Source organism: Streptomyces anthophorae (assembly GCF_049310305.1).
GTDB lineage: Bacteria > Actinomycetota > Actinomycetes > Streptomycetales > Streptomycetaceae > Streptomyces.
This window is the reverse complement of sequence record NZ_JBLWQQ010000001.1, coordinates 2,720,437-2,733,161: the sequence shown is the minus strand read 5'-3', so window position 1 is coordinate 2,733,161 and position 12,725 is coordinate 2,720,437. Positions and strand designations below refer to the sequence as shown.

Here is a 12,725-nt window from a genome sequence, read left to right as displayed (position 1 = left end):
GTGCTGTGACGCGTCACAATGGGGCGCTCAGCAGCCGACGTCGGTGGAGGGCCCGTGTCGTTGTCCCCGGAAGCACGTTCTCTCGCCGCGCGCTGCGAGCCGCGCGTCAACGAACTGGCGCGGCGCATGGCAAGGGAGGCCTTCGAGGAACTCCCCGGCTACGCGGAGCTGCCGGACGATGTGAAGGACCTGGAGATCGCGGCGACCGCGCGGTACGGCGTGCGGCTGTTCCTGCGCCACGTCGACGACCCGGACGCCCGACGGCCCGGAAGCCACCAGCTGTTCCGCGAGAGGGCCGCTCAGCGGGCCGAGGAGGGCATGCCGCTGCACCTCCTGCTGCGCACGCACGCCCTTGGCTCCTACGTCCTGTGGCGGGCGCTGCGCGAGGCGGCGGGGCCCGGGGACGAGGCGGCCCTCGTCGAACTCGTGGACCTCCTGCTGCGGGCTCAGCCGGACGTCGTCGGGGCGGTCGCCGAGACGTACCTGGACGAGCGGTCCGCGCTGGAGGCCGAACGGCACGCGCAGCAGCGGTCGTTGGTGCGAGGGCTGCTCGACGGGATGGTTCCGCCCGGACACGTGCTCCTCGACCAGCTCCGGCTGACGGGGCCCGCCCATGTGCTCGCACTCGGGACGGACGCCGCTCCCTCGGAGGGGCCCGTCGCGGTGCGCCGCCGGCTGCGCCGGTTGCAGCGCGTCCTGGACCGGACCTTCGGTGCGACCGTGCTCACCCTCCTGGACGGTGACGGAGGACGGGTCGTCGTCCCGAAGGACCTCCCTCCGCCCGACGACCTGCCGCACCACCTGAGCCGGGCGGGCGGCCTGCCCGTACGGGTGGCCGCGGTGCGGGCGGACGGCCCCGAGTCCATCCCCGAAGCGGCCCGCACGGCGACCGAGATCCTGCGCATCACGCGCGCGTGCGGCCTGCCACCGGGTCTGCACCGCCTCGACGACGTGCTCCTCGAGTACCACCTCTCGCGGCGCAACGAGAGCAGCCACCTCATCGCCGCGCTCCTCGACCCGGTCGCCGAGCGGCCGGAGCTCCTGGAGACGCTCCGCACGCATCTGACCCACCAACAGGACCGCAGGGCCACCGCCGACGTGCTCGGGCTGCACCCGAACACGGTCGACAACCGGCTGGCGAAGATCGCCGAGTGGACCGGCATCGAACTGTCGTCACCCCGTGGCACGGCTCTGGCCATCGCGGCGCTGCTCCTGCGCGACGCGGACCACTGAGCGGGAACGGGGCACTACGGAAGAGCGCGGCGCGACAACAGCGGAACTACAGCGGCGCTGAGGGACGAGAGGCACCAGCGGCGGGCACCAGCGGCGCTAAAGAAGACGCCCGTAGGCGCGCAGCGTGCGCAGTGCGTCGATGGTCACCATGGGGCGTGCCTCCATGGAGATCGCCGGCGCCCACTGCTGCCAATTGATCGGCCAACCACCGTCCTCCTGCTGCTCGCTCACCAGGTGGTCGAGCGACCGGGCCATCTCCTCGTCGGTGAACCAGGAGCGGGCCAGCGATTCGGGAACCTTGGCGAAGTCGTACGGGAAGTGGTGCTCGTCCGGCCCGTAGCCGGGCGCCACCGGATAGTCCTCCCTGCGCTCCGGATCGAGCACCGCGAGCCGCTGCTCGCGCACGAGACGGCCGAGCCGGTCGGCTGCGACCCGCGCGCGCGAGCGGTCGGGTGCGCTGTCCAGGAAGGCGACCGCGGCCTGGACCTCGTACGGGTGGGATGTCTTCAGGGACTCGACGGACGACCAGCAGAAGTCGGTGGCCCGGAACAGCCAGGCGTTCCACACCTCGTTGCGGTGCAGCAGTCCGACGACGGGGCCGGTGGCCAGCAGCTCGCTCGGCGGGTCGTCCACCACCGGGACGAACGGGGCACAGGGGTAGCCGCGTTGGCTGGGATGCACCGCAGGAAGCGCGCCTTCCGGGGTGGAGACGGCGGTCAGGTAGCGGCACACGCGCTCCACGCGCTGCCCCGAGCACCGGCCGATCGAGTCGAGGACCCGCAGCGCGTGTCCGGTGTGCAGGGGCTGGCTCACCGGGCCGCGCAGGTCCGGTTCGAGAGCGTGTCCATAGCCCTCGTCCTCGTTGCGGTACGCGGTCAGCGCCGTCTCGACGGCGTCGGCCGCCGCGGGGGAGCCGCCCAAGAAGTGATAGGCGAAGCGGCGCTGTTCAAGGACTCGTGCGGTCAGCCAGATGAATGTCTCGGCACGGGACAGCGGGGAGCGTGCCGGGGGCGACGGGGGGAGTGGGGAAGCTCCGGATTCGGCCATGCACCGACCGTAGGACGGAAAGCGTTCTCGACGAGCCTCCCGGGCACGGCTGCACTCTCAGGGGCGGGATACTGGACGCATGCGGTTGACGGTCTTCTGGCAGCGAATGACGGATCACTTCGGATCCGGTTACGCCGACACGTTCGCGCGTGATCATGTGATGGCGGGGCTCGGTGGGCGAACGGTCCACCAGGCGCTCGACGCGGGCTGGGATGCCAAGGACGTCTGGCGTGTCGTGTGCACAACGATGGACGTACCGGATGGGAAGCGCTGAAGAGTGACGGAACGGGGGCGGCCGACGATTGTCGGCGGCGTGGGCGAGACTGACAGCGTGGCACCGACAGACGAAACCTCCCAGGTGGCGGACGACGCCGCGCCGCCCGGCACCACGCCGCCCGAGCGGCCGCCGGGCTCCGCGCCGACTCCGCGCGCGGGGATGCCGCGTTGGCTGCCGCGCGCCATGGTGCTCGCTCTGGCCCTCATCGCCTGCTTCCAGCTGGGCTACTGGGCCTTCCACCAGCTGATCGGGCTGTTGATCAACGTGCTGATCGCGTTCTTCCTGGCGCTCGCCGTGGAGCCCGCGGTCAGCAGGATGGCGGCGCGCGGCCTGCGCAGGGGCTTCGCCACCTTCCTGGTGTTCCTCGCGGTGACGGCCGTGAGCGCGGGCTTCGTCGTGCTGCTCGGGTCGATGCTCGCGGGCCAGATCGTGGACATGTTCGACGACTTCCCGAAGTACCTCGACCAGCTCATCAGCTGGGTCAACGCCACGTTCCACACGGACCTCAACAGGGTCGAGGTGCAGGACAGCCTGCTGCACTCGGACTGGCTCCAGAAGTACGTCCAGAACAGTGCCACCGGCGTCCTGGACGTCTCCACGCAGGTGCTCGGCGGGCTGTTCCAGCTCCTGACCGTCCTGCTGTTCTCCTTCTACTTCGCCGCCGACGGCCCGCGCCTGCGGCGTGCGCTGTGCTCGGTCCTGCCGCCCGCCAAGCAGGCCGAGGTGCTGCGCGCCTGGGAGATCGCCGTCGACAAGACCGGCGGGTATCTCTACTCGCGCGGCCTCATGGCGCTCATCTCGGGGATCGCGCACTACATCCTGCTCGCGGCGTTCGACGTCCCGTACGCGCCCGTGCTCGCCGTGTGGGTGGGGCTCGTCTCGCAGTTCATCCCGACCATCGGCACATATCTGGCGGGCGCCCTGCCGATGCTGATCGCCTTCACGGTGAACCCCTGGTACGCGCTGTGGGTGTTCGTCTTCGTGGTCGTGTACCAGCAGTTCGAGAACTATGTGCTGCAACCGAAGCTGACCGCGAAGACCGTGGACATCCATCCGGCGGTCGCCTTCGGTTCGGTCATCGCGGGCACCGCGCTCCTGGGGGCCGTCGGAGCCCTGATCTCGATTCCCGCCGTCGCGACGCTTCAGGCGTTCCTGGGGGCGTACGTGAAGCGCTACGACGTCACCGACGACCCGCGCGTGCACGGGCACCGCAGACGAGGGGCATCGGTCTGGGTGCGGATGCGACGCGTCGTGAAAGAGCCGGATTCCGGGGAGCGGTAGCCCGCTTCAGTACGTGAGGGCCGCCCACAGCGCGGACGCGAGTACGGCGGCCGCGTAGCAGCCGACCGCCGCGTACATGACGCGCAGTTTGCGGCGTTCGCTCCAGGCCGTGCGGGACATCAACCAGGCCAGGGCCGGGAGCACCAGCACGGCGTGCAGGCCGACACCGTGCAGCGGCTTGAGTGGGGCCGTCGAGTGGTAGGCCGCTTCCTGGTGGCCGGTCCGCGCCAGGAGGACACCGCGCGCGATCATCGCCGCGCCGGACGCGAGGGCCACCAGGAGGACGGCGAAGCCGGTGCGCACGGCGAGAGCCATCCCGGTGGGGCCGCCCGGGCTGTTCCTGAAGGACACCACGGCGAAGCACGTCAGCAGTGCCACCAGGATGCCGCCGCCCACCGCGAGGGACATGGAGACGGCGCTGTCGAACGCGGTCTCCATGTCGAGGTGCGACGGCACCTTGCGCCATGCCTGAAGCGTGATGCCGGCGACCTCCAGGACGCAGTCCGCGGCGAACACCACGAGCAGGGCGGTGCGCAGCCGGGCGCCGACCTTGAGGTACGAGGTCACCCACGTGACGGCCATGAGTGTCAGGCCGAAGGAGAGCCCGAAGGTGATGGGCTTGTGCCAGGAGACCGGCCCGTTCCAGGGGCCGCCGTCGACTCCGAGGACGACGAGGTGCACGAGGCCGGACGCGACCAGGGCGGCGCCGGTCGCGTGGCAAAGGCGCTCGGCTGGGCGGCGGATCGGGGCTCGGTTCGCATGGGTGGCCATGGGCACAAGGCTCGTCACACGGGCCCCTGTGGTCGTCGTCCGGCCGAAGACACCCGCCGTACGACGCGGGGAGTACGCCTGGGTCAGCGCGCGGCCGACGCGACAAGGCGGCGCAGCGAGGCGTGTCCGGGCGGCCCCCAGGAGGGCTTGCCGCCGGGGCGGCCGTGGTCTCCGGCGTGCCCGATGAGGATGCAGACCAGGGCCTTGATCACGGCCCAGCCGCGGGCACGGCGCAGGGTGGCGGCGTCGGAGGCCGGCCGGTAGACGCTGTGGAAGCGCTCGGTGGCGCCCTCCGGCAGCAGCAGCCAAGCGGCGGCGATGTCGCAGGCCGGATCGCCCGCGCAGAGGTCCCCGAAGTCGATCACACCGCAGAACGTGCCGGCCGAGGTGAGGACGTTGGCCGGGTGCAGGTCGGCGTGGAGCCACAGCGGCGGCCCCGACCACTCCGGCGCACCGGCGGCGTCGTCCCAGACCGCGCGAACCGCGTCCGGGTCGGGGATCAGGCCGCGCTCGGTGGCCTCCTCGAGTTGCTGGGCGAAGCCCTCGGCATGCTCGCTCAGCGGGCCCCCGCGCCCGCGGTCGCGGCCGTCCGGCGCCCCTTCGGGGGCCGGACGGTGGAGAGCGGTCAGGAAGGCGGCCAAGGCGTCGGCCGAGCCGGCGGAGGTGACAGGGGCCCGGTCGGCAGGGGTGCCCGGCACCCAGGTGGTGACGATCCAGGGGCGGGGAAACCGCTCGGAGGGCTCACCGAGGCGCTGGGGGACAGGGACGGGCAGGGGGAGATCCGCGGCGAGAGAAGGCAGCCAGGCGTGCTCCTTGCGCAGCAGGGCGTCCGCCGAGTCGGTGGCCCAGGGCAGCCGGACGGCGAGGTCCTCACCGAGCCGCCACAGCTGGTTGTCCCAGCCGCGGGCGCCGAGTCTCACGGGGCGGTCGGCCAGGTCGGGGTGCTGTTCGTGGAGCAGCTCCTGGACCAGTTCTGCGGTGATCTCGGTCGCTGTGTGGGTCATGCGGAGTCACGGTAGCCGAGGCGCGCCGACCCGCGTGGCGCGCTTGACACCAAAATCGAACATCCATTCTTATGGAATGTCCAGAGCCACTTTTCCCAGTGTTTCCAAGGGATTCGGGGAGGGTGGCCGGGCGAGGAGCCTCGAGTTATCCACAGGCGAGACAGGCGTCGAGGCCGATTGTCAGTGGCAGGCGTTAGCGTCTTTGGCGTGAAGCGATCGACTCAAGCAAACCGGGTGGAACCCATGGCAGGAACCGACCGCGAGAAGGCGCTCGACGCCGCGCTCGCGCAGATTGAACGGCAATTCGGCAAGGGCGCAGTGATGCGCATGGGCGAGCGGCCGAATGAGCCCATCGAGGTCATCCCCACCGGGTCGACCGCGCTCGACGTCGCGCTCGGCGTCGGCGGCATTCCGCGTGGCCGAGTGGTGGAGGTGTACGGGCCGGAGTCCTCCGGTAAGACGACCCTGACCCTGCACGCCGTGGCCAACGCGCAGAAGGCCGGCGGCCAGGTGGCCTTCGTGGACGCCGAGCACGCGCTCGACCCCGAGTACGCCAAGAAGCTCGGCGTCGACATCGACAACCTGATCCTGTCCCAGCCGGACAACGGCGAGCAGGCTCTCGAGATCGTCGACATGCTGGTCCGCTCCGGCGCCCTCGACCTGATCGTCATCGACTCCGTCGCCGCGCTCGTGCCGCGCGCGGAGATCGAGGGCGAGATGGGTGACTCGCACGTGGGTCTCCAGGCCCGCCTGATGAGCCAGGCGCTCCGGAAGATCACCAGCGCGCTCAACCAGTCCAAGACCACCGCGATCTTCATCAACCAGCTGCGCGAGAAGATCGGCGTGATGTTCGGCTCGCCCGAGACCACGACCGGTGGCCGCGCGCTGAAGTTCTACGCCTCGGTGCGCATCGACATCCGTCGTATCGAGACCCTGAAGGACGGCACGGACGCGGTCGGCAACCGCACCCGCGTCAAGGTCGTCAAGAACAAGGTCGCGCCGCCCTTCAAGCAGGCCGAGTTCGACATCCTCTACGGGCAGGGCATCTCCCGTGAGGGCGGCCTGATCGACATGGGCGTGGAGCACGGCTTCGTCCGCAAGGCCGGCGCCTGGTACACGTACGAGGGCGACCAGCTCGGCCAGGGCAAGGAGAACGCGCGCAACTTCCTGAAGGACAACCCCGACCTGGCCAACGAGATCGAGAAGAAGATCAAGGAGAAGCTGGGCGTCGGCGTCCGACCGGAGGAGCCGGCTGCCGAGCCGGCCGCGGACGCGACGGCGGAGGCCGCCCCTGCCGAGGACGCGGGCAAGACGGTGCCCGCGCCCAAGGCGGCCAAGTCCAAGGCCGCGGCGGCCAAGAGCTAGTCCGCCGTGACACGACGAACCGACTGGGCCGATGACGACGTACGCTTCGCCGTTCCCGAGGGCCGGGGGAGCGGGGGCGGCGGGGTGTACGACGACGCGGCGTACGGCGAGGCCGGGGACGACGTCGAAGCGGGGAGCGGCGCGGCGGACGGGCCGCGCCGTGGTGGGCGCAAGCGGAGCGGGGCCGGACCGCGCGGGCGCCGGCGCCGGGGCGGATTCGGGGATCCGCCCGGCGCCGAAGAGGACGACGGCCCCCCTGACTCGTCGAGGGCCGAGCGGGGGGCGCCGTCAGGAGACCCGGCTGAGCGGGCGCGGAACATCTGTCTGCGTCTGCTCACCGGGACTCCGCGCACGCGCAAGCAGCTGGCCGACGCACTGCACAAGCGCGAGATCCCCGATGACGTGGCGGACGAGGTGCTCACCCGTTTCGAAGAGGTGGGGCTGATCAACGACAGCGCGTTCGCGGACGCGTGGGTGGAGTCGCGGCACCACGGCCGGGGGCTCGCCCGCCGGGCGCTCGCCCGTGAGTTGCGCACCAAGGGCGTGGACTCGACGGTGATCGACGAGGCGGTCGGCCAGCTCGACTCCGAGCGGGAAGAGGAGACCGCGCGCGAGCTCGTTGCGCGCAAGCTCCGTTCCACGCGGGGCCTCGAGCGGGACAAGAGGCTGCGCCGTCTCGCGGGGATGCTCGCCCGCAAGGGCTATCCGGAGGGCATGGCGCTGCGAGTGGTGCGGCAGGCGCTGGAGGAAGAGGGGGAGGAAACAGAGGACTTGGGCTTCGAGTAACGGCTCTGCGGGTGTCGACTCAGCGGGTGCCGGGTGCCGGGTGCCGGGTGCCGGGTGCCGGGTGCCGGGTGCCGGGTGCCGGGGGCGCCGCGCTCTCGCGCCCCCGGACCACCACAGCCCGCCTCTCTAGGCCTCCGTGACGGGCAGTCCCGCCGCTCGCCAGGCCTGGAAGCCGCCGACCAGGTCCGTCGCGCGGTGCAGGCCCAGTTGGTGCAGGGAGGCGGCGGCGAGGCTCGACGCGTAGCCCTCGTTGCAGACGACCACGACACGCAGGTCGTGACCGGTGGCCTCCGGGGCACGGTGGCTGCCACGGGGATCGAGGCGCCACTCCAGTTCGTTGCGCTCGACCACGAGCGCGCCGGGGATCAGGCCGTCGCGTTCCCGCAGCTCCGCGTACCGGATGTCGACCAGGAGCGCCTCGCCATGGGACGCCGCGTCGAACGCCGCCCGCGCCTCGACACGGTCGAGACCGGTGCGCACCCGCTCGAGAAGCTCGTCGATGCCCACCGGCGAGGCGCTCACTGCCAGTCCTCCGGGCGCTCCACCGACTCCAGACGCAGCACCGGGCCGGTGCGGCTGTAGCGCCGGATCCGGGGGAGCGGCGGGTAGTAGGCGTGGACCGAGACGGCGTGTTCGGTGAGGGACTCGTTCAGGACCTCGTGCACATGGTGCCGACCGAAGGCGCGCCCCTCACCCGCCGTCAACTTTCGTTCCCTGTCGACGTCTTCGGAGAGTTCCAGGGTCTTCCAGCCGTCGGTGGGAAGGCGGGCGGCGAGCGAGTTCTCCGTGAGGGCGCCGCCCGCGGTCAGGAAGGCGCCGGCGGACTCGGCATGGTCGTGCCAGCCCGTGCCGGTGCCCGGAGGCCAGCCGATGAGCCAGGCCTCGCTGCCGTCGGGGCCTTCGAGCCGCAGCCATGTGCGGCCCTCCGGATCGAGCGGGAGCGAGGCGATCAGGTCGCGGTCCTCGGCGACGCGGCGGACGAATGCGAGGAGGTCGGCCTGCGTGGGCGCGGCCGACGGCGTACGGGCGGAGGCCGTACGGGAGTGCGCAGCGGATTGCGCGGGAGCGGATTGCGTGAAACTGGACACCAGTACCGTCCTGAGAGTTCGCGAGCAGCACGCGCCGCCAAAACGCCGGACGGCGTGGGCGCGTGGAAGGAAGGAATGCGAAGTGCGAATTCAGCAGGAGGGGTGACACACGCAGCCCGCGTAGCGGACGAGGTCCATATGGACCCTCCGCCACAGGCGTACATCGGTGTCGACCGTCACGCTCCGGAGTACACCATGGGGGCAGGAGACGGTCAACTCACCGAGGGAACGGCCGGCCGATCAGCGGCCGGCGCCGCTCTTCACCGGCCCCTTCTCCTCCGCGGGCCTGCCCACGGCCACGCGCGCGGCCTCGTACAGCTCCGCAGGGCGGACGCCGCTCAGGGCCGTGACCAGATGGCCGTCGGGCCGGATCAGCAGCACCGTGTGCGCGGGAGCCTGCGGGTAACGCTCCGCGACGAGCAGCTCGGCCTCGTGGGGGAGCGCCGCGACGGCCGCCGCGAGCCGTGGCATCAGCCCCGCCGACATCCAGTGCTTGCGCTCCCACACCCCGGTCCCGGGGGCGACGAGGACGACGAGCAGCGGCCCGCGGCCGAGCCGGTCCCTGAGGCGTACGGACGAGCCGTCGGGCGCGGTCACCTCGACGTCGGTGATCGGCGTGCCGGGCGCCGTGCCCACCTCCACCTGCGATTCGGAGCGCGCAGGCGCGAGCGGTGAGTCGGAGTACGCCCCCGGCGCGCCGAGCGGACCGTGCCCCAGGTGACCGTCCGTGAGCAGCGCGTCGTGCCCGCGCGCGGCACCGGGGACGTACGCCCGCAGCCCGCCGCCACCGCGCAGTATCGGCAGCGCCTGGTCCGCCGCGCGCAGCCGTCCGGCCACCACGGCCCGGCGCTCGGCCTGATAGCTGTCGAGCAGCGCTTCGGCGGCGGAGTGCGTCCCGTCGTGCCAGGCCAGAGCGAGCTTCCAGGCGAGGTTGTCGGCGTCGCGCAGCCCCTCGTCCAGGCCCTGGGTGCCGAGCGCGCCCAGCAGGTGCGCCGCGTCCCCCGCGAGGAAGACGCGGCCCACGCGCCACCGGCGGGCGAGCCGGTGGTGGACCGTATGGACTCCGGTGTCGAGCAGTTCGTACGGCGGGGTGGAGCCTCCGCACCAGCCCGCGAGCGTCTCCCGGATGCGGGTGACCAGGGCATCCGGGGTGACCAGGTCGCTGCGGGGCGGCAGCAGCCAGTCCAGGCGCCAGACGCCGTCGGCGAGGGGGCGGCCGACGACCTCCGAGCCCGAGCGGCCCGAGGTCCGCCACGGAGGGCTCCGATGGAGCAACGCCTCACCGGGCCACGGAAGTTCCGCGCGCAGCGCCGCGACCGCGTGCCGTTCGACGGCGGTGCGGCCCGGGAAGCGGATGTCGAGGAGCTTGCGGACCGTGGAGCGGGGCCCGTCGCAGCCCACCAGGTAACTGCCGCGCCACCATGTGCCCTTCGGCCCGCGGGTGTGTGCGGTCAGGCCGCTCTTCTCCTCCTCGATCGAGTCGAGGCGGCTGTCGACGGCGACCTTGATGAGCCGCTCGGCGGCGACGGCTCTGCGCAGGGCGTCCGTCAGGTCGTGCTGGGCGATGTGCAGCGGAGCGGGCAGCGATTCGCCGGGCGACACCGGCCCACCGGGTGACACCGGTCCACCGGATGCCCCCCGCTCACTCTCCGCGTTCTGCTCACCGAAGGTGAGCACACCCATCACCTGCTTGCGGCGCATGGAACGCCAACCCGTCCAGCGGGCACCGATCCCCTCGAACGACGTACCCGCGAGCCGTTCGGCGAGGGCCGCGGTGTCCTCGCGCAGCACCACCGTGCGCGCCGGCCGCTGTTCGTCCTTGCCGGGGCCCTCGTCCAGCAGTACGGAAGGCACACCGTGCCGGGCGAGGGCGAGGGACAGCGCGAGCCCGACCGGGCCGGCGCCGACGACGATCACCGGGTCCACGGCGTGGCCCCTCCCGCCCCGAGCGGCCCGCCGGGAAGTGTCCCGTGCCAGGGCACGGGCGGCGTACTGGACGTACAAGGACGGGCAGTTGGAGCGGGGTGCGCGTTCACAGAGCGTATGCAACCCATTGCCGGTGCTTGCGTCAAGTGACGGCGGCAGTGGCGATCACGCCACTGCCGCCGTGCAGCTCAGGCCCCGCGCCCGGGGTCGGGTCAACTCCTCGGCGAACCAGGTCCTTCGGATCGGTCATCGCTCTGTGACGGCTCGGCGGTCGCCTCGGAAGCGGCGGCTCCGTGGCCGGCCCCGCCGGGCAGGTCCGCGGCGTCCATCAGACCGCCCTCGCCGACGGGTTCGGCGGCCGCGGCCACCTTGATGCCGGTCTTGGCGCGGCGCCCGCGGCGCTCGATCCAGTTGGCGAGCCCCGACAGCGCCAGACACATCAGGACGTAGATCGTGCCGGTCACGATGAGCACGGGGACGTACGGGTATTCGCCCTCGACCAGGGTGTTGTTGGCCAGCTTGCGGGCCGCGTACAGAAGCTCCGCGTACGTGATGATGTAGCCGAGCGAGGTGTCCTTGAGGGTGACCACGAGCTGGCTGATAATCGTCGGCAGCATCGAGCGGATGGCCTGCGGCAGCAGCAGCATGGTCATCACTTGATACTTGCGCAGCCCCAGCGCGTAGGCCGCCTCGACCTGTCCGCGCGGCACGGCCTGGAAGCCGGCCCGCAGCACCTCGGCCTGAACCGAGCTGTTGTAGACCGTCAGACCGATCACCAGCGCCCAGAAGGCGTTGTTCTCGCCGATGACGCCCAGGTCGCTCTTGTAGGTGAGGAAAAGAACCCACAGGGCGTAAATGGTGATCAGCAGCGGGATGGCGCGGAACAGCTCGATGAAGCCCGTGGCGAACCAGCGGATCGGCCGGTGGTCCGAGTGGCGGGCCACCGCCAGGACGACGCCGAACACCAGTGAGAGCGCGCCCGCGGCGGCGAAGACCTTCAGCGTGGTCAGGATGCCGTCACGGATCGCCGCACGAACGTTGGCGTAGTTGAAGATGTCCCACTTGGCGGCGGAGAACTGATCCTTGGACGCGAGCTGCGCGATGACGAAGACGATCAGGCCGACGACCGCGAGCGTACCGACGACGGTGTAGATCCGGTTGCGCGTGCGGGCCTTGGGGCCCGGGGCGTCGTAGAGAACGCTGGCACTCATCGGGCGACCTCCAGGGTCCTCTCGAGCACCCGGAACAAGATGCTGATGGCGAAGGTGATGACCAGGTAGCCGAGTGCCACCCACAGGAAGACCCAGGCGATCGGGTACCCCTGGTCGCTCAACAGCTTCTGCCAGCCGAACAGTTCGGTGACGCTGAAGGCGCCCGCGATGGCCGAGTTCTTGGTCAGCGCGATGAAGATGGAGCTCAGCGGCGGCAGCACGGTGCGCACCGCCTGCGGCAGGATGACCAGGCCGAGCGTCTGGAAGAACGACATGCCGATCGAGCGCGCCGCCTCGGCCTGTCCGAGCGGCACGGTGCTGATGCCGGAGCGCACCGCCTCGCAGACGAACGACGAGGTGTAGCAGCTCAGCACGATCAGGGCCTTGACCCAGGGGCTGAAGCCGAAGTCGAGGACCTGGGGCACCGCGAACCAGATGACGAGGAACAGCAGCGTCAGCGGGGTGTTGCGGAAGAGCGTGACCCAGGCGGTGCCGAAGTACCGCAGGGGCGGTACGGGTGAGACCCGGAAACCGGCGAGGATCGTGCCGAGCAGCATCGCGAGGAGGCCACTGGCCAGGGTCAGGCCTATGGTGCCGAGGAATCCCTCGCGGAATTCCGAAAGGTGGTCGAGCAGTACATTCACGGGGAGTTCCTCGTGGGGCGGCAGCGGTCGGGCAGGGGGAGCCGCGCCCTGTACGCCGAGGCGGCGTACAGGGCCACGGTCAACTCACTGCC

General features: G+C 71.3%; 14 protein-coding genes. 5 read left to right on the top strand and 9 right to left on the bottom strand.

Annotated features, from left to right (window positions below; genetic code table 11):
• Window positions 1-54 precede the first annotated feature (54 nt).
• Window positions 55-1,233, top strand: coding sequence for a PucR family transcriptional regulator (locus tag ACNYS0_RS12155; RefSeq protein ID WP_422473162.1), 1,179 nt, complete (start codon window positions 55-57; stop codon window positions 1,231-1,233).
• 96 nt (window positions 1,234-1,329) lie between these two features.
• Here ACNYS0_RS12155 and ACNYS0_RS12150 read toward each other — a convergent pair whose 3' ends face one another.
• The gene (locus tag ACNYS0_RS12150) at window positions 1,330-2,280 is read right to left on the bottom strand and encodes a hypothetical protein (protein ID WP_422473160.1); all 951 of its coding nucleotides are present in this window, start codon (window positions 2,278-2,280) and stop codon (window positions 1,330-1,332) included.
• 79 nt (window positions 2,281-2,359) lie between these two features.
• Here ACNYS0_RS12150 and ACNYS0_RS12145 point away from each other — a divergent pair, with 79 nt between their 5' ends.
• Both ACNYS0_RS12145 and ACNYS0_RS12140 read left to right on the top strand, forming a co-directional pair.
• Window positions 2,360-2,554 (top strand): DUF3046 domain-containing protein, encoded by a 195-nt coding sequence (locus ACNYS0_RS12145; RefSeq protein ID WP_422473158.1) that lies wholly within the window; start codon window positions 2,360-2,362, stop codon window positions 2,552-2,554.
• Window positions 2,555-2,611: 57 nt separating this feature from the next.
• Entirely contained in the window at window positions 2,612-3,838 is a 1,227-nt protein-coding gene (locus ACNYS0_RS12140; protein ID WP_422473156.1) for an AI-2E family transporter, read from the top strand.
• Between the two features lie 6 nt (window positions 3,839-3,844).
• Here the strand turns inward: ACNYS0_RS12140 and ACNYS0_RS12135 are convergent, their stop codons facing one another.
• Both ACNYS0_RS12135 and ACNYS0_RS12130 read right to left on the bottom strand, forming a co-directional pair.
• Complete coding sequence (locus tag ACNYS0_RS12135) at window positions 3,845-4,609, bottom strand: hypothetical protein (RefSeq protein ID WP_422473154.1); 765 nt, start codon at window positions 4,607-4,609, stop codon at window positions 3,845-3,847.
• An 83-nt stretch (window positions 4,610-4,692) separates the two neighbouring features.
• Window positions 4,693-5,613 carry an aminoglycoside phosphotransferase family protein gene (locus ACNYS0_RS12130; RefSeq protein WP_422473153.1) on the bottom strand — a complete coding sequence of 307 codons (921 nt, stop codon included), beginning with the start codon at window positions 5,611-5,613 and terminating at the stop codon, window positions 4,693-4,695.
• Window positions 5,614-5,856: 243 nt separating this feature from the next.
• Here ACNYS0_RS12130 and recA point away from each other — a divergent pair, with 243 nt between their 5' ends.
• Window positions 5,857-6,978 carry a recombinase RecA gene (recA, locus tag ACNYS0_RS12125; RefSeq protein ID WP_422473151.1) on the top strand — a complete coding sequence of 374 codons (1,122 nt, stop codon included), beginning with the start codon at window positions 5,857-5,859 and terminating at the stop codon, window positions 6,976-6,978.
• Window positions 6,979-6,984: 6 nt separating this feature from the next.
• Window positions 6,985-7,764, top strand: a complete 780-nt coding sequence (gene recX / locus ACNYS0_RS12120) for a recombination regulator RecX (RefSeq protein WP_422473149.1) — start codon at window positions 6,985-6,987, stop codon at window positions 7,762-7,764.
• A 126-nt stretch (window positions 7,765-7,890) separates the two neighbouring features.
• Here recX and ACNYS0_RS12115 read toward each other — a convergent pair whose 3' ends face one another.
• The 6 genes from ACNYS0_RS12115 to ACNYS0_RS12090 all read right to left on the bottom strand — a co-directional run bounded on the left by ACNYS0_RS12115 (window position 7,891) and on the right by ACNYS0_RS12090 (window position 12,633).
• The gene (locus ACNYS0_RS12115; RefSeq protein ID WP_422482606.1) at window positions 7,891-8,292 is read right to left on the bottom strand and encodes a rhodanese-like domain-containing protein; all 402 of its coding nucleotides are present in this window, start codon (window positions 8,290-8,292) and stop codon (window positions 7,891-7,893) included.
• The gene (locus ACNYS0_RS12110; RefSeq protein ID WP_422473147.1) at window positions 8,283-8,852 is read right to left on the bottom strand and encodes a cupin domain-containing protein; all 570 of its coding nucleotides are present in this window, start codon (window positions 8,850-8,852) and stop codon (window positions 8,283-8,285) included. The genes ACNYS0_RS12115 and ACNYS0_RS12110 overlap by 10 nt, the downstream gene beginning before the upstream one ends.
• Window positions 8,853-8,942: 90 nt before the next feature.
• Entirely contained in the window at window positions 8,943-9,032 is a 90-nt protein-coding gene (locus tag ACNYS0_RS12105; protein WP_385769274.1) for a putative leader peptide, read from the bottom strand.
• A 60-nt stretch (window positions 9,033-9,092) separates the two neighbouring features.
• Entirely contained in the window at window positions 9,093-10,778 is a 1,686-nt protein-coding gene (locus tag ACNYS0_RS12100; protein WP_422473145.1) for an FAD-dependent monooxygenase, read from the bottom strand.
• 212 nt (window positions 10,779-10,990) lie between these two features.
• On the bottom strand, window positions 10,991-11,989 hold the full coding sequence (locus ACNYS0_RS12095) for an amino acid ABC transporter permease (RefSeq protein WP_422473143.1): 999 nt from the start codon (window positions 11,987-11,989) through the stop codon (window positions 10,991-10,993).
• Complete coding sequence (locus ACNYS0_RS12090) at window positions 11,986-12,633, bottom strand: amino acid ABC transporter permease (protein WP_422473141.1); 648 nt, start codon at window positions 12,631-12,633, stop codon at window positions 11,986-11,988. The genes ACNYS0_RS12095 and ACNYS0_RS12090 overlap by 4 nt, the downstream gene beginning before the upstream one ends.
• Window positions 12,634-12,725 lie beyond the last annotated feature (92 nt).

What these genes read in the sequence shown, in the direction of transcription:
- ACNYS0_RS12150 (WP_422473160.1), bottom strand. Translation starts at nt 2,280, where the DNA reads ATGGCCGAATCCGGAGCTTCCCCACTCCCCCCGTCGCCCCCGGCACGC.
- ACNYS0_RS12145 (WP_422473158.1), top strand. Translation starts at nt 2,360, where the DNA reads ATGCGGTTGACGGTCTTCTGGCAGCGAATGACGGATCACTTCGGATCC.
- ACNYS0_RS12135 (WP_422473154.1), bottom strand. Translation starts at nt 4,609, where the DNA reads ATGGCCACCCATGCGAACCGAGCCCCGATCCGCCGCCCAGCCGAGCGC.
- ACNYS0_RS12130 (WP_422473153.1), bottom strand. Translation starts at nt 5,613, where the DNA reads ATGACCCACACAGCGACCGAGATCACCGCAGAACTGGTCCAGGAGCTG.
- recA (WP_422473151.1), top strand. Translation starts at nt 5,857, where the DNA reads ATGGCAGGAACCGACCGCGAGAAGGCGCTCGACGCCGCGCTCGCGCAG.
- ACNYS0_RS12095 (WP_422473143.1), bottom strand. Translation starts at nt 11,989, where the DNA reads ATGAGTGCCAGCGTTCTCTACGACGCCCCGGGCCCCAAGGCCCGCACG.